This window comes from uncultured Roseicyclus sp. (assembly GCF_937892565.1).
In the GTDB taxonomy this organism is placed as follows: Bacteria; Pseudomonadota; Alphaproteobacteria; order Rhodobacterales; family Rhodobacteraceae; genus Roseicyclus.
The window spans coordinates 47,720-62,804 of the sequence record NZ_CALAHQ010000094.1; the positions used below are offsets into that span (position 1 = coordinate 47,720).

Here is a 15,085-nt window from a genome sequence, read left to right on the forward strand (position 1 = left end):
CAGCGCGCCACAGCGTGCGGCGGCCGATCAGGCCGGGCGCTGCGCCTGTTCGGTCTGCAACTCGGCCAGATCCTTGAACTTGATTGATTCCCCGCACCCGCAGGCATCGGCCACATTCGGGTTGCGAAAGCGGAACCCCTGTTCCAACAGGCTGGTCTCGTAGTCGATGATGGTGCCGAACAAGAACATCTGGGCTGTGGGCGCGATCATCACGCGCGCGCCGTCTTGTTCGACGATCTCGTCATGCGGATTGATCTGGCTGACATAATCCATGGTGTATTCCATGCCCGCACAGCCACCCTTCTTGATGCCGATGCGCAAGCCCTGGCTGCCATCGCGGGTCATGAGGCGCTGGATTTGCGCTGCGGCGGCGGGGGTGATGGTGACGGCCTGTTTGCCGGGAATGCCGAACATGGGATCAGTTCCTTGTCGCTGCGGCGATGCGGGAAAGATAGTCGGTGTCGCGGTATCGCTCAAGGGGCGTGTGTCTTGGCAAGGAGGGTGGCGGCATCTGTGCCATCACATGAAGCCCAGTTCCAGCCGCGCTTCATCCGACATCATGTCCATGCCCCAGGGCGGGTCCCATGTCAGTTCGACATCGACCTGCTTGACCCCTTCAAGCGGTTCGACCGCATCGGCGACCCATCCGGGCATCTCGCCCGCCACCGGGCAACCGGGGGCTGTCAGCGTCATCACAACGCGCACCGCGTTTTCCGGGGTGATGTCGATGGTATAGACCAGCCCCAGATCAAAGATATTGACCGGAATCTCCGGGTCATAGACCGACCGGCAGGCCTCCACCACGCGGTCATACAGCGGGTGATCGGTGCTGGAGGGCTGGATCAGCGGCGTGCCTTCCAGCTTTGGCTCGTGCTCGGTCATGGGGCGGTGCCTTCCACGGTAATCCTGAGTGAAGATATAAGGAAAGGGCGGCGGGGCGTAAAGGGTCGCATTTCCCAAAAGAAAACCCCCGCGCAAGGGGCGCGGGGGTAGGGGTTGTGCCAATGGTTGGCTCTGGCTCAGAAAGAGTATCCCACGCGGATACCAAAGCCCAAGGCCGAGTTGTCGGTGAATGTTCCCAGAAGCGTGCCGGCCGGCGCGGGCGCTGGGGCTTCGGTCTGTGCGTCCCCAACCATCGAATAATTCACGCCCGCCAGAATGCGCCACGGGCCGTTATCGTACCGCGCAGCAAGACCAAACGACGTACGCCCGTCGGTCGGGCCGAGATTGCCCGAGAACCCGCCCGATTTGGCCTCGTAGCCGACCGAACCCAACAGCGCCAGACTGTCGTTCAGCCGACGTGCAACGCCAAGGCTATAGGTGATCGTGTCCTTGTCGTAATCGACCAGAACCGGGCTGGGGGCGAGGCCGTTATCGCCCTGAATGCGGAATTCGGTCCAATCCACCCAGCGCGCCGAGCCGAAGACCAGCGTGCCGGGGGCAACGCCCGTCTGTGCCTCAAGCGTCCACGATTTTGGGATCGTCACGGCAAACTCCGTGGGCAACGTGCCAAGGGCTGGGACAAGATAGGTTTCCGAACCCGCGAAATCATGTGTGGTCGCGGATTGGTAGGTCAGCGACACGCGAAGCGCGATGTCGGGGATCTCGTAGGCGGCGCCGATCGTGTAGCCCAGTTCGGTCGAGCCATCCGCCGTCAGCCCGTAGGTCGGAAGCGAGACGTTGCCTTTCGCGGTGACGCCGCGCAGACCGCCGTAGACGGAAACGCCGCCCCCCGTCTGATAGCGGACCAGCGCATTGACGGCCTGGCTGTCGATGGTGCCGTTGGCCCCGGCAAAGGGGTAGCCGGTGCCAGTAGGATAGTCCACATCCGCGCCGATGGGCGAATCCACGATCAAGGCAAAGGAAAGCTGCTCGGATATCTTCTGATGATAGCGCAACTCGATCTGGCTGTAGCTTGCAGCCATGTCGCCCGATGACACTGCGCCGCCACCTGCTGTGCCCGATACCGATGGATCGACATAACTATAACCGAGTTCCACATAGGTGCCGGTCTCGAACAAGATGCCCATGGATTGGCCAGAGCGCTCGACACCCCCCGCCTGTGCCAGAGCAGTCGTTGCCAGAAGTGCCGCAGAGGCGGCTGCGATGCGGTTCATGATGTCTCTCCCCAAGACTGAGCGATGTCTACCTGACGTCTAGGTCAACAAGAATCACCGGGCGGTCAATTCTGCCGCAACGTCAGCCATCGCTTTACCTTTGGGTCAGCGATGAATTGTGACGGTTCTGCTACACCCGCGTCAGGTCCTGCCGGGTCGGCGCTGGCTGGCCCAGATGTTGAGATAATTGGCACCAAAGATCAACACGGCCCCAAGCAGGACGCTCCATTCCAGGGGTTCGGCATAGACCACCACCCCCACCACGGCGATGGTGGGCAGGCGGGCGAAATCCATCGGCATCACCACCGATGCAGGGGCAAGCGAAAGTGCCGCGGTCAGGCAGAAATGTGCGGCCATCCCGCCGATCCCGATCACCGCCAGCCATGGCAGCATCGCGGCCGAAGGCACGGCCATGTGCCCATCCCGCAAGCAAATGATAAGCCCGATGACCAGCTGGATCACCGACAGCCAGAACAGGATGCAGGTGATGCTTTCGGTGCGCGTCAGCCGCTTGGTCAAGATGACGTTGACCGCGAAAAACACAGCCGCCAGCGCAGCTGTGACCATGCCGATCGACAGCGGCTGCGCCCCGGGCTGCACAACGATCAGCACCCCCACAAATCCCAAAAGCCCCGCGCCCAGCTTCCACGCCGTCAATTTCTCGCCCAAAAACACCGCCGCCAAAAGCATCGCCCAGAGCGGTGCGGTGAATTCGAGCGCGAAAACCAGCGTCAGGGGGGCCACCGTGATGGCGTAAAACCACAGGTTCTGCCCGCCGAAATGGACGATGTTGCGCACCACATGCACGCCCATGTGGCGCCGCGTGATCTGGCCCAGCGTTCCGGCAAAGGCCCCCACCGCCAGAACGATCACCAGCCCGATCACCGAGCGGTAGGTAATCATCTCGAAGGTGTCGAGTTCCAGCGCCGCCGCCCGCCCCGCCACCGCAAGCGCAGAAAAGCAAAGGATCGCGCCGATCATCCACAAGGCGGCGCGCAACGGGTCCTGGGCCGCCTGGCCCTGCGGTGCCGCCTCGATCTGGCTCATGTGCGTGTGTCCTTTGTGAGCCCCTTGTTCGGGGCATCTTGTGTGGGCGTTTCAGATGGTGCGCGCACGCTCAAGGGCAAGCGCGCCTCACAGACCGGCGCGCTTGGCGTCATCCCAAAGTGCATCCATCTCGGCCAGATCGCTGTCGTCGGGGCGTTTGCCGCGCTTTGCAAGCCCGGCCTCGATGAAGGCGAAGCGGCGCGTGAACTTGGCATTGGCACGGCGCAGCGCGGCTTCGGGATCGACCTTGAGATGACGGGCGAGATTGGCCATGACGAACAGCAGATCGCCCATCTCATCCTCGATGCGGTCTTGCGGCAGACTGTCCCGCGCCTCGGACAGTTCGCGGGCTTCTTCGGCGATCTTGTCGATGACCATGCCGATATCGGGCCAGTCAAAGCCAACGCGCGCCGCGCGCTTTTGCAGCTTTTCGGCGCGCATCAACGAAGGCAGGCCCAAGGCCACATCGTCAAGCACCCCGCCCTTGGCCTTGGCCGCGCGTTCGGCGGCCTTGACGCTTTCCCAATCCACGACCTGCTGGGCGGCGGATTTGGCGTTGCTTTCGGTGCCGAACACATGCGGGTGGCGGGCGATCATCTTGTCGGCGATGGCGCTGGCCACATCGTCAAGATCGAACAGCCCCGCCTCTTTCGCCATCTGCGCGTGAAAGACCGATTGAAAGAGCAGATCGCCCAATTCACCCTTCAACTCGTCCCATGCCTTCCGGTCGATCGCATCGGCGACCTCATAGGCCTCTTCGATGGTGTAGGGGGCGATGGAGGCAAAATCTTGCTCCACATCCCAGGGACAGCCCGTGATCGGGTCGCGCAGCCGCGCCATGATCGCGCGCAGCCGCTCGAGCGGGGGCAGGCGGGAAAACTCGTCCATTGCGCAACCGGAGGGTTTGGGATCAGGTGACCCCTTAGACCCAAACCGCGCCGAGGAGTCCAGCCATGCCCGTCATCAACCGTATCGCAGGGCTTTCGCCCGAGATGACCGTGTGGCGTCGCCATCTGCATGCCCATCCGGAACTGGCCTTTGATTGTCACGAGACCGCGGCCTTTGTTGCGGCAAGGCTGGCCGAGATCGGGGTGGACGAAATCCACACCGGCATCGCGCAAAGCGGCATCGTGGCGATGATCAACGGGCAGGGCCCTGGCCCGGTGGTGGGCTTGCGTGCCGATATGGATGCGCTGCCGATCCTCGAGGCCACGCTCGCCCCGCACGCGTCGCGCGTGGCAGGCAAGATGCATGCCTGCGGCCATGATGGGCATACCGCGATGCTGTTGGGGGCGGCCAAGTATCTGGCCGAAACGCGGGGCTTTCGCGGGCGCGTGGCGCTCATCTTTCAACCCGCCGAAGAAGATGGCGGCGGTGCGGGCGTGATGGTGCAAGAGGGCATCATGGACCGCTTCGACATCGCCGAGGTCTATGCGCTGCACAATGCGCCGGGGCTGGAGGCGGGGCGCATCATCACCACGCCCGGGCCGATCATGGCGGCGGTCGATGAGTTCACGATCCTGATCGAAGGCCAAGGCGGCCATGGGGCCATGCCGCATGAGACGCGCGATCCGATCCCTGCCGCGGTGTCGATCGTTCAGGCCATCCAGACCATCGTGTCGCGCAACCATCATGCGCTGAAGGATCTGGTGATCTCGGTCACGCAGATACATGCCGGAACGACGGATAATGTCATTCCCGGCGAGGCGATGATCAACGGCACCGTGCGCAGCTTTGCACCCGAGGTTCAGGAGATGGTGATGGCACGGATGGAGGCGATCGTGGCGGGGCAAGCGGCCAGTTTCGGGGTCGCGGCACGGCTCGATTATGCCATCGGCTATCCGGCCACGATCAACGATCCCGACCGCGCCGCCTTTGCCGCCGAGGTCGCGGCCGAAGTGGTGGGCCCTGAGCGCGTTGATGGGGCGGCAGGGCGCGAGATGGGCGCCGAGGATTTTTCCTACATGCTCAACGCGCGCCCGGGTGCCTATCTGTTCGTGGGGGCGGGCGCGGGGGCGGGTCTGCATCATGCGGCTTATGATTTCAACGATGAGATCTTGCCCATCGGGGCCAGTCTTCTGGCGCGGCTGGCCGAACGCGCCTTGCCGATCGCGGGGTAGAGCGCGAATTTTCGTACGAAAATTCGGATGAGCGGGCGGGGTGCGAATTTTCGTACGAAAATTCGCGTCAACGCTGCGCGCGCGTCGCGCGCGCAGCTCTTGTTAGGGGGGCTGCCCCCAGCCTGCGGCCTGTCCTTGGCTGGTCTTGGGACAAGGATGCCGGGTTCAGCAGGCGGTTGCGCGCAGGTAGCGGCGCGTGCCGTAAAGAAGGGGCTCGCCCGAGGGGGCGCAGACCACCGCCTTGACCGCGCCGATGCAGATGTGATGCGTGCCCATCCGTTCTGCCGAGATCAGGCGGCAATCAAGACTGACCAGCGCCGCCGTCAGATGCGGGGCGCCGGTGACAAGGGGGGCGGTGGCGACTGCGTTGAACTTGTCGCCGCCGGGGGCGGGACGACGGGCAGAAAAGATGTCCGAGATGTCGTTTTGGCCTGCGCGCAGCAGGTTGATGCAAAAGCAGCCGTTTCCCAGCACCAGCGGCAAGACCGATGACGTGGCGTTCAGGCAGGTAAGCAGGGTGGGTGCCTCGCCATCGGCCGAGACCGATGTCATGGCCGAAACTGTGACACCGCCGCGCCCGGCAGGGCCATCGGTGGTCACGATCCAGACCGACCCTATGGCCTGGCTCATGCCATCGAGAAAGGCGCTGCGCAGCGTATCGCGGGTGTCTTGCGCATCGATCATCTGGGGTGTCCTCTTGTGAGCTTCGGCCTTTGGGATGCTGTCATGCTCAGAGCTAGACGCAGGCTCGCGAAAGTCACGCTTGCGCTTGCGTTTTCCTGCGTGTCAGGGCAGGCCAAGGGCGTTTTCGGCGGAGGGACGGCAATGGCGTTGGAAGATGCGAAGCGCGAGGTGGACGGGGCCTTTGTGCGGGCGGGGTTCAAGGGGCTGGCGTTTGAAAATGCCTTTGCGGGTGCGACCAGTTTCTTGCGGCGGCGCTACAGCAAGGATCTGACGGGTGTCGATCTGGCGATCACGGGCATTGCCTTTGATCAGGCTGTGACCAACCGGCCCGGCACGCGGTTGGGGCCGCGTGCCATCCGCGAGGCATCGAGCCTTCAGCCCTTCGATCCGCCCTATGGCTGGGACGGATTTTCGCCTTTGGAAGACATCGCGATCGCCGATTACGGCGATATGGCGCTGGATTATGCGCATACCGCCGATATCCCCGACCGGATCACGGCGCATGTTGCGGGCATTCTGGCCGCGGGGGCGGGATGCATCGCGTTGGGGGGCGATCATTCCGTGACACTGCCGATCTTGCGCGCGCATGCCGCCAAACACGGGCCCTTGGCATTGATCCAGTTTGACGCTCATACCGACACATGGCCCGATGATGACCCCTTGCGCATCGATCATGGCACCTTTTGCTACAAGGCGGTGCGCGAGGGTCTGATCGATGTCGGCGCCTCGGCGCATGTGGGCATCCGCACCGTGGTCGGGGACAATCTTGGAATTGCCATACATGACGCGCGCGCCGTCCATCAGCGCGGCCCCGAGGCGGTGGCGGCCGATCTGCGCGCGCGGGTGGGGGGGCGGCCGGTTTATCTGAGCTTTGACATCGATGCGCTTGACCCCGCCTTTGCGCCGGGAACCGGCACGCCCGTCTGGGGCGGCTTGTCGAGCGCGCAGGCAGCCCAGATCCTGCGCGGTCTGGCGGGGATCAATCTGGTGGGGGGCGATGTCGTGGAAGTGTCGCCGCCCTTCGATCACGCGGCCATCACGGCCGTGGCCGCGGCGCATGTCGCGATGGAGTTGATCTGCCTATGGGGGTGGTGCCGGCGATGAGAGGCTGGACCGACTCGGGCGGTTTGGCCTAGATCACCGCAACACATCGCCCCCGACAGGATCCGCCATGCCCCGCCATACCCCGCAAGATCCCCATCGCGCCGTTGCGCGCGAGATTTCCTACGCGTCTTCGGCCGTCTCGCTTGGCGGGCGCGCGATGATCCGGGTGATGGAGAATGCGACCGGGCGGCTGGCGCTGATCAAGCGCGCCCAAGGCTATGACAGCGAGGTGCGCGAGGGGCGCGATTTCTGGCAGGTCATGGTGGAGCGCTACGGGCTTGATCTGAAGGTGGTGGGCGGATCGCTCGAGATGATCCCGCGTGACGGCCCGCTGGTGCTGATCGCCAACCATCCCTATGGCATTCTGGACGGGCTGATGATGGGCCATATCCTGAGCCATGTACGGGGCGATTTCCGCATTCTTGCCCACCGCGTGTTTCGCAAGGCTGAGGATATCGAGCGGGTCATCTTGCCCATCTCCTTTGATGAAACCAAGCAGGCGCGCGCGCTCAACATCGAGACGCGCAAGACCGCGTTGGCCTATCTGGCGCAAGGTGGCGCGATCGGCATTTTCCCCGGCGGTACCGTTTCGACGGCGGCGCGTCCCTTTGGGCAACCGATGGATCCCGGCTGGCGCAGCTTTACCGCGCGGATGATCGCGAAATCCGAAGCGACCGTGGTGCCGGTGTTTTTTGACGGGCACAATTCGCGGCTTTTCCAGCTGATGAGCCATCTGCATTCCACCTTGCGCATGGGGTTGTTGATCAAGGAATTTCGCGCCCGGGTGAACAGCCCGGTCGAGGTGGTGGTGGGCCAGCCCATGTCGCGTGCGATGCTGGAGCCCTATGTGGGCGATGCGCGTGCGATGATGGAATTCCTGCGCGAAACCACCTATGGGCTTAGCCCGCGGCCGATCAATGCCACTGCACGCGGCTTTGAATTCGAGGATCGGCACCGCGAGCGCAGTGCCCCCGATGTGCGCACCCGCAAGATTCTGGGGGACAGATACTGATGGCGGTGGGAATTTTCGACAGCGGTCTGGGTGGATTGACGGTTCTGAACGCGGTCACGGGCCGCTTGCCTGACACGGCGCTGGTGTATTTTGGCGACAATGCCCATGCGCCCTATGGCGTGCGCGACGCCGATGACATCTATCAATTGACCACGCGCGGGGTGCAGTGCCTGTTCGACGAAGGCTGTGATCTGGTGATCCTGGCCTGCAACACCGCATCGGCTGCGGCTTTGCGGCGGATGCAGGAATCCTGGGTGCCCAAGGACAAGCGCGTCTTGGGCGTTTTCGTGCCGCTGATCGAGGCATTGACCGAACGCAAATGGGGTGACAATTCACCCCCGCGCCCCGTGGCCGTGGAAACTGTGGCGTTGTTTGCCACGCCTGCCACCGTGTCGAGCCGCGCCTTTCAGCGCGAACTGGCCTTTCGCGCCATAGGCGTCGATGTCGAGGCCCAGCCCTGTGCCGGTGTGGTCGATGCCATCGAGATGGGCGACATGATCCTGGCCGATGCCCTTGTGCGCAGCCATGTCGAGGCCTTGTTGCGCCGCATGCCCAAGCCGCAGGCCGCGATTTTGGGCTGCACCCATTATCCGCTCGTCGAAGAGGTGTTTCGCGACGCGCTGGGGCCTGATGTGGCGGTCTATTCCCAGCCCGATCTGGTGGCTGAAGCTTTGGCCGATTATCTGGCACGCCATCCCGACAAGCGGGGTGGCGGCAGCGGGTCGAAATTCCTGACCACGGGCAATCCGAAATCGGTGTCCAACAAGGCCACGCAATTCCTGCGCCGCCGGATCGAGTTTCAAAAGGCCGAGATGCCCTGAGGCTGGCGCGCGCGCGGCTGCTGCTTTTTGGCACGCCCCCCTTCACAGGGGATCATTCTGCACGCAAATTGGGATGATCAGCCCGGCGGCGGGCCCATGACCGTCTGGCGTGCGCCCGCGCTGACGCAGAGGAGAACATCACCCATGCGGGGTCTGAAGAAACAACGCCGTATCCAGATCGTCATGCTGGCAACCCTGGCCCTCGTGCTGTCGGCATCCCTGATCGGCTATGCCATGCGCGACGGGATCAATTTCTTTCGCCCCCCGTCCGAGGTTGCCGAAAACCCGCCCGCACCAGATGAGGTGTTTCGCATCGGCGGGCTTGTCGAGGATGGCAGCCTGATCCGCGACGCGGGTGAGACGATCCGCTTTCTGGTGACCGATGGCGGCGCGTCTATTCCCGTGACCTATACCGGCATCCTGCCCGATCTGTTTGGCGAAGGTCAGGGGATGGTGGGCACCGGCCGGCTGGTCAATGGCGTGTTCGAGGCAACCGAAATCCTTGCCCGCCATGACGAAGAATACATGCCCGCCGAGGTGATCGAGGCGCTCGAAGCGCAGGGCGTCTATCGCCAGAGCGACGGCGCCCCCGAAAGCTGACGCTGCAGCGCGGGGCGGGGCGCAATGCCGCCTTTCCCTGTCGCGTTCGTGCCATCGGTGCGCTTTGGAGGGCGCTAGCCTGCCGGCAAGGCGCGCAAGGGAGGATGGCGATGCAACTCAAGGATGTCGAGGTTTTCATCGTGGCCCCGCCGCCGCCCGGATGGGGGGGGCGCTATTGGCTGATCGTGCGTGTGACGACCGCCTGCGGCATCACCGGCCTGGGTGAGGTCTATGCCGCCGCCGTTGGCCCCAAGGCGATGCAGGCCGTGATCGAGGATGTGTTTGCCCGCCATATGGAAGGCGAAAACCCCGAGAATATCGAACTGATGTCGCGCCGCGTCTGGTCGTCGGGCTTTACCCAGCGGCCCGATCCCACGGCGTTCGGCGCCTTCTCGGGGCTTGAGATGGCGTGCTGGGACATCTTGGGCAAGGCGCGCGAGCGGCCGGTCTGGGCGCTTCTGGGGGGGCGGATGAACGACCGGGTGCGCGCCTATACCTATCTTTATCCCGAAGCGGGCAAGGAACGGGCGAGCTTCTGGGTCGATGGGCCGGCACAGGCCGAAGCCGCCGCCGCGCGTGTCGCCGAAGGCTGGACGGCGGTCAAATTCGATCCGGCCGGCCCCTATACGATCCGGGGCGGTCATGCGCCCGCGGTCTCTGACATCACGCGGTCGGCCGCGTTTTGCGGGTTGATCCGCGCGGCGGTGGGCGACCGGGCCGATCTGTTGTTCGGCACACATGGCCAGTTCACACCGGGCCACGCGATCCGGCTGGCGCGTGCCATCGAAGCCCATGACCCGCTGTGGTATGAGGAACCGATCCCGCCCGATGATATCGCGGGTCTGGCCGAGGTCGCGCGCGCCACCTCGATCCCGGTGGCGGTGGGTGAGCGGCTGTGCGGCAAGCTGGAATTTGCGGCGGCCCTGCGCGCCGGGGTGCGCATCGTGCAACCGGCGCTCGGGCGCGCGGGCGGCATCTGGGAGGGGCGCAAGATCGCGCTTCTGGCCGAAGCGCATGGCGCCCAGATCGCGCCGCATCTTTACGCAGGACCCGTCGAATGGGCGGCCAATGTGCATCTGGGCGTGGCCTGTCCGAACCTGTTGATGGTCGAGGCGATCGAGACACCGTTTCACGAGGCGCTGGTCACCGGGCGGCCCAAGGTGGAAGAGGGATTTGTCACCGCCCCCACGGCGCCGGGTCTGGGCATCGAGCTCAATGACGCGCTGGCACGCGCGCAAGCCTATGGCGGCACGGGACTGCATCTTCAGATGCAAGAGGCGCCTTGCGACTGGAAGAACGGCAACGCCTTTGCGGGCGGTGCCGCTGATTGATCGCGCGGCAGGGCCGCTTGACGCCGATCATGGTATACGCCACCATTCGGCGGTGTCCTGATGGATATGCGCTTGCTCGGCGGTGGGCGGGCGCCCCGCACAGAACCCGCCAAGCCCTTGCCGTGACGCGGCAATCCCGTTGGATGATCGATCTTGTCCCCTGACCTTCCACCGGCGGCACCCGCCAAAAGCCCGCGCCCCGACATCACGGCGCGGGGCATCACACTGGGGGGGCTGTTTCGCTGTTTTCTGATCGTGGGGATGACCGGGTTTGGCGGTGTGTTGCCGGTGTTCGTGCATGAGGTGGTGCACAAGCGCGGCTGGCTTGACCCCGAGGAATTCACCGAATTGCTGGCCGTCTGTCAGGTTTTGCCGGGCCCCAATATCGTCAATATGTCGATGGTGCTGGGCATGCGGGTCCAAGGTCTGATGGGGGCTTTCATGTCGGTTCTGGGGCTTTTGCTGTTGCCGGTGATGCTTGTGCTGGCGGTGGGGTCGCTTTACGCGGGGTTCTCGCATCTGCCCGCGGTCGCGGGCGCGGTGCGTGCCATTGCGGCGGCGGCGGCGGGGTTGTTGATTGCCATCACCGCGCGGCTGTTCTGGCCGCAACGCCGCAACCCCATCGCCATCGGGATCGGCCTGTTGGTGCTGGCCAGTATCGCATGGCTGCGCATCCCGCTGTTCTGGGTGCTGCTTGCACTTGGGCCGGTGTCGGTCGGGCTGACATGGTGGCGGATGCAGCGCGATGGATGACGCTGTTCTCAGCCTGTTTGGGCATCTGATACTGCAATCGCTGATGGCGATTGGCGGCATCTATGTGGTCGTGGCGGAATTGCAGCGGGTCGTGGTCGTTGAAAACGGCTGGATGGGGGCCGAGGATTTCGCCTCGCTTTTTGCACTGGCACAGGCCGCACCGGGTCCCAACACGATTTTCGTGGCTTTGGTGGGCTGGCGCATGGCGGGGCTGTGGGTCGGGGCCTTGGCGGTCGTGGTGTTCGTTTTGCCCTCGTTCATCTTGTCGGTCTTGCTGGCGCGGGGATGGTCGCGTTGGGCCGATCAGCGGTGGTTCGGGTTGCTGCGCAAGGGGCTGGTTCCGGTGACGGTCGGGCTTTTGGCGTCAAGCGCCGCCTTGCTGACCCAGACTGCCTCGGTGACCCCTGTGGCGATGTGCGTCACCGGCGGGGCCGCGGCCCTGTCACTGCGCACGCGCTTGCCGCCCTTGGCCATTCTGGCCTTGGCCGCGATCTTGGGTGCGGCGGGCCTTGTCTAGGCACCCGCTCGGCGCAGATCCTGCACCCAAGCCCCGGCCGCGCCCGAAAGAAAGGCCACATCGGTCTGTGTGGTCAAGAAGCGCGCGCCGCCCCTGATGGCGGCTGCCTGTCGTTCGACCGACCGATTGCCGCCACAGCCCGCAATGATCCCATTGGCCGCGCAGGCCCGGTTGACACGGGCCTGCGCGCTCAGGATTTCGGGGGCGTCGAATTGACCCGTCAGGCCCATGTTCACCAGCAGATCATTGGTGCCCACATGGATCACGTCGACCCCCGGGACGGCGGCGATTTTTTCGACATTCTCAAGCCCTTCGGGGGTTTCGATCATCACCCCCACCAGCGTGGCGGCATTGAGCATGGGGATGATCTGGCCCGGCGGAAGACCCTCGAAATCGACCATCATGTAGCCGCCCGACATGGCCCGCCGTCCGAGGGGCGGGAATTTGCAGATTTCGACCGCGCGGGCGGCCTGTTCGGGGGTGTCGATATCGGGATAGATGATCCCTTGCACCCCATTGTCGAGCATGAGCGACACATCGGGGTCGCCGATCCCGCGCACCCGCACCAAGGGGGACACGCCGATGGCGATGGCGGTCTGGGCGATGGCATGGATCGATTCCAGCCCAAAGATCGCGTGCTGCGTGTCGATGAACAAGAAATCATGTCCCGACGCCCGGGCGATCCGCGCGATGTCACCCGTGCGCACCATTCGCACGCTCATGCCCAGCACGGCGGCGCCTTGGGCAAGTTTGACCTTGAGCGGGTTTTCATAGCGATGGGCCGACATGGGCATCCTTTCGGGGGCGTGGAGATCCGGGCGGGATGTGACCGGCTCGACAATCATGCATGCAGGTGTATTCATCCGTGTCCAACAGGGCAAGACAGGCAGGGGCGAACATGGCGGCCACAGACGGGCAGGGGGCGACGATCACGCTGGAGCGGCAGGCGGCCGAAGGCTTGGCCGCGGATCTGCTGGTGGCCGCCCGCGTGCCGCAAGCCGATGCCGCAATCGCCGCCCGCTGTCTGGTGCGCGCCGATCTGCGCGGTGTTGACACCCATGGCATGGTGCGGTTGCCGGGGTATCTTGACCGCATCGCGCGGGGGCTGGTCGATCCTGCCCCGGCGCTGGTGTTCGAGACGGTGGCACCTGCGGCCGCGCGGCTCGATGGCCAGAACGGCCTGGGTTTCGTGGTGGCCAGCCGTGCGGTGGATCATGGCATCGCCATGGCACGCCAGATGGGGCTGGGCCTGATCGGGGTGCGCAATTCCACCCATTTCGGCATGGCGGCCAATTATCTGCTGCAAGCGATCGAGGCTGGTTTTGCCGCAATGGTCTATACCAATGCCTCGCCTGCGATGCCGCCTTGGGGCGGGCGGGCCGAGATGTTTGGCACCTCGCCGTTCGCGGTGGGGGTGCCGGCACCGGGATCGGTTCCCTTTGTGCTGGATATGGCGCCCAGTGTCGTGGCGCGTGGCAAGATCCGCAAGGCCGCGCGCGAGGGGCGGCCGATCCCCGAGGGCTGGGCGCTGGATGCCGCGGGGCGCGACACCACCGATGCGCAAGCCGCCATGGCGGGGGGGGTGCTGTTGCCCATCGGCGGGCCCAAGGGGGCGGGGATGTCGATGATGATGGATATCTTGTGCGGCGTGCTGACCGGGGCGCGCTATGGCGGTGAGGTGGGCGATCAATACAAGCGCTTTGACCGACCGCAAGGTGTGGGTCATTTCATCCTTGTGATGCGCCCCGATCTGTTCTTGCCCGCCGACGAGATCGCGGCGCGCATGGGCGATCTGGTGACACGCGTCAAGGCCAACCCGCTGGCCGAAGGCGCCGATCAGATCTTCATGCCCGGTGAGATAGAGGCCCTGCGCGAGGCCGAGCGTCTGGCCCATGGCATTCCCTATCGCCGGGATGATCTGGCGCCGTTGGTCGATCTGGCGCGCGCCGGGGGTATCAGCCTGCCCCATGGGCTGTAGCCGATCGGATCAATACTGAAACATCATCCCCAGCCGTGTGTCGCGGGCGTGGCGGATATGGCTGCGGGCCAGATCATCGGCGGCATCGGGATCGCGGCGTTCGATGGCGTCAAGGATGGCCAGATGTTCGCCCACCGCGCAGCCCTGCCGCCCGTCCACGGCAAAGGTGGTGCTGGGCAACAGCATCAGCGTGTCATGCATGCCATCAAGGATGGTCAGCAGAAACGTGTTGTGGGCCGCCTCGTAGATCGCGGCGTGAAAGGCACGGTTGAGTTGCGCCACGCGCGCCGGATCATCGGGGTCGGTTGCGGCAAAGGCTTCGGCAATCTGGCGCATGGTGAACAGATCCGAAACCGAGGCATGCTGGGCCGCGAACCGGGCGGCGCTGCCCTCCATCAATTCGCGCACGGCATAAAGTTCCAGCACGGCCATCCGGTCAAGCTGGGTCACGGCAAGCCCGGTGCTGGTCATCTGCAACAACCCGCGTTCCTGCAGCCGCGACAGCGCCTCACGCACGGGGGTGCGGCTGACATCAAAGGATTTGGCCACATCCTCGGCGCGGATGCGATCGCCTGGCCGAAAGGCGCCGGTGCGCAAGCCATCGATGAAGGACTCATAGACCTTTTGCGCGATCGACATGGTGCTAGACCTTTCATCTGGTCGGGCAGGCGCGCCCTTTGGCCTGCCTGTTTTGTGCAACAGCTATACCGCCCGGATGCCCCATGGGTAAAGCCGCCCGGCACAAGGCAAAACCCTTTGGGGGCATCACAAGCGGCGTGAGTCGTCATTTTTTCAAGGGTCTTTGCGCTGACAACGATCTTTTCATGGGTTTTTTGCCGTCCGCTGAAACAAGTTCTTCAAGGATGACACAACGTTAGAGAATTAAATGTGTCACTTAAAATTTACAGTTGAAGTTGTAAATCTAGAATGACACTCTGTCGCCAGGGCCCGTGCGTCAATATGCGCACAATCCCCGGAGTGGCGCTGCATGTCGCACGCCA

At 64.3% G+C, this 15,085-nt stretch carries 17 protein-coding genes; 9 read left to right on the forward strand and 8 right to left on the reverse strand.

The genetic code is table 11. From position 1 onward, the window contains the following. Positions 1-27: 27 nt before the first annotated feature. From Q0094_RS13105 to mazG, 5 genes are all read right to left on the reverse strand, one after another. Positions 28-414, reverse strand: a complete 387-nt coding sequence (locus tag Q0094_RS13105; RefSeq protein WP_297620391.1) for an iron-sulfur cluster assembly accessory protein — start codon at positions 412-414, stop codon at positions 28-30. Between the two features lie 105 nt (positions 415-519). Then, positions 520-882, reverse strand: a complete 363-nt coding sequence (locus tag Q0094_RS13110) for an SUF system Fe-S cluster assembly protein (protein WP_297620393.1) — start codon at positions 880-882, stop codon at positions 520-522. A 137-nt stretch (positions 883-1,019) separates the two neighbouring features. Beyond that, on the reverse strand, positions 1,020-2,117 hold the full coding sequence (locus Q0094_RS13115) for an outer membrane protein transport protein (RefSeq protein ID WP_297620397.1): 1,098 nt from the start codon (positions 2,115-2,117) through the stop codon (positions 1,020-1,022). A 141-nt stretch (positions 2,118-2,258) separates the two neighbouring features. Further along, entirely contained in the window at positions 2,259-3,164 is a 906-nt protein-coding gene (locus tag Q0094_RS13120) for a DMT family transporter (protein ID WP_297620400.1), read from the reverse strand. 87 nt (positions 3,165-3,251) lie between these two features. Beyond that, positions 3,252-4,052: a nucleoside triphosphate pyrophosphohydrolase gene (gene mazG / locus Q0094_RS13125; RefSeq protein ID WP_297620403.1), complete on the reverse strand. Its 801-nt coding sequence runs from the start codon at positions 4,050-4,052 to the stop codon at positions 3,252-3,254. 65 nt (positions 4,053-4,117) lie between these two features. On the opposite strand from mazG, the gene Q0094_RS13130 reads away from it, so the two are divergent. Further along, positions 4,118-5,284 (forward strand): M20 aminoacylase family protein, encoded by a 1,167-nt coding sequence (locus tag Q0094_RS13130; RefSeq protein ID WP_297620406.1) that lies wholly within the window; start codon positions 4,118-4,120, stop codon positions 5,282-5,284. A gap of 165 nt (positions 5,285-5,449) precedes the next feature. On the opposite strand, the gene Q0094_RS13135 is transcribed toward Q0094_RS13130, so the two are convergent. Further along, complete coding sequence (locus Q0094_RS13135; RefSeq protein WP_297620409.1) at positions 5,450-5,968, reverse strand: flavin reductase family protein; 519 nt, start codon at positions 5,966-5,968, stop codon at positions 5,450-5,452. A 141-nt stretch (positions 5,969-6,109) separates the two neighbouring features. Between Q0094_RS13135 and speB the strand changes: the two genes are divergently transcribed. The 7 genes from speB to Q0094_RS13170 all read left to right on the forward strand — a co-directional run bounded on the left by speB (position 6,110) and on the right by Q0094_RS13170 (position 12,106). Further along, a complete protein-coding gene (speB, locus tag Q0094_RS13140) occupies positions 6,110-7,072 on the forward strand; it encodes an agmatinase (RefSeq protein WP_297620412.1) in 963 nt (320 codons plus the stop codon). A 67-nt stretch (positions 7,073-7,139) separates the two neighbouring features. Next, positions 7,140-8,084 carry a lysophospholipid acyltransferase family protein gene (locus Q0094_RS13145; RefSeq protein WP_297620414.1) on the forward strand — a complete coding sequence of 315 codons (945 nt, stop codon included), beginning with the start codon at positions 7,140-7,142 and terminating at the stop codon, positions 8,082-8,084. Beyond that, positions 8,084-8,905 (forward strand): aspartate/glutamate racemase family protein, encoded by an 822-nt coding sequence (locus Q0094_RS13150; protein WP_297620417.1) that lies wholly within the window; start codon positions 8,084-8,086, stop codon positions 8,903-8,905. Before Q0094_RS13145 ends, Q0094_RS13150 begins: the two co-directional genes overlap by 1 nt. 144 nt (positions 8,906-9,049) lie before the next feature. Further along, entirely contained in the window at positions 9,050-9,505 is a 456-nt protein-coding gene (gene ccmE / locus Q0094_RS13155; protein WP_297620420.1) for a cytochrome c maturation protein CcmE, read from the forward strand. Between the two features lie 110 nt (positions 9,506-9,615). Next, the gene (locus Q0094_RS13160) at positions 9,616-10,836 is read left to right on the forward strand and encodes a mandelate racemase/muconate lactonizing enzyme family protein (RefSeq protein ID WP_297620421.1); all 1,221 of its coding nucleotides are present in this window, start codon (positions 9,616-9,618) and stop codon (positions 10,834-10,836) included. Between the two features lie 153 nt (positions 10,837-10,989). Next, complete coding sequence (locus tag Q0094_RS13165; RefSeq protein WP_297620422.1) at positions 10,990-11,589, forward strand: chromate transporter; 600 nt, start codon at positions 10,990-10,992, stop codon at positions 11,587-11,589. After that, positions 11,582-12,106 carry a chromate transporter gene (locus Q0094_RS13170; protein WP_297620423.1) on the forward strand — a complete coding sequence of 175 codons (525 nt, stop codon included), beginning with the start codon at positions 11,582-11,584 and terminating at the stop codon, positions 12,104-12,106. Before Q0094_RS13165 ends, Q0094_RS13170 begins: the two co-directional genes overlap by 8 nt. On the opposite strand, the gene Q0094_RS13175 is transcribed toward Q0094_RS13170, so the two are convergent. Continuing rightward, a complete protein-coding gene (locus Q0094_RS13175; protein WP_297620424.1) occupies positions 12,103-12,894 on the reverse strand; it encodes an aldolase/citrate lyase family protein in 792 nt (263 codons plus the stop codon). The two genes, Q0094_RS13170 and Q0094_RS13175, sit on opposite strands and share 4 nt — an antisense overlap. 110 nt (positions 12,895-13,004) lie before the next feature. Here Q0094_RS13175 and Q0094_RS13180 point away from each other — a divergent pair, with 110 nt between their 5' ends. Continuing rightward, entirely contained in the window at positions 13,005-14,084 is a 1,080-nt protein-coding gene (locus tag Q0094_RS13180) for an Ldh family oxidoreductase (RefSeq protein WP_297620425.1), read from the forward strand. A gap of 9 nt (positions 14,085-14,093) precedes the next feature. On the opposite strand, the gene Q0094_RS13185 is transcribed toward Q0094_RS13180, so the two are convergent. Beyond that, the gene (locus Q0094_RS13185) at positions 14,094-14,723 is read right to left on the reverse strand and encodes a GntR family transcriptional regulator (protein ID WP_297620426.1); all 630 of its coding nucleotides are present in this window, start codon (positions 14,721-14,723) and stop codon (positions 14,094-14,096) included. Between the last annotated feature and the right edge of the window lie 362 nt (positions 14,724-15,085).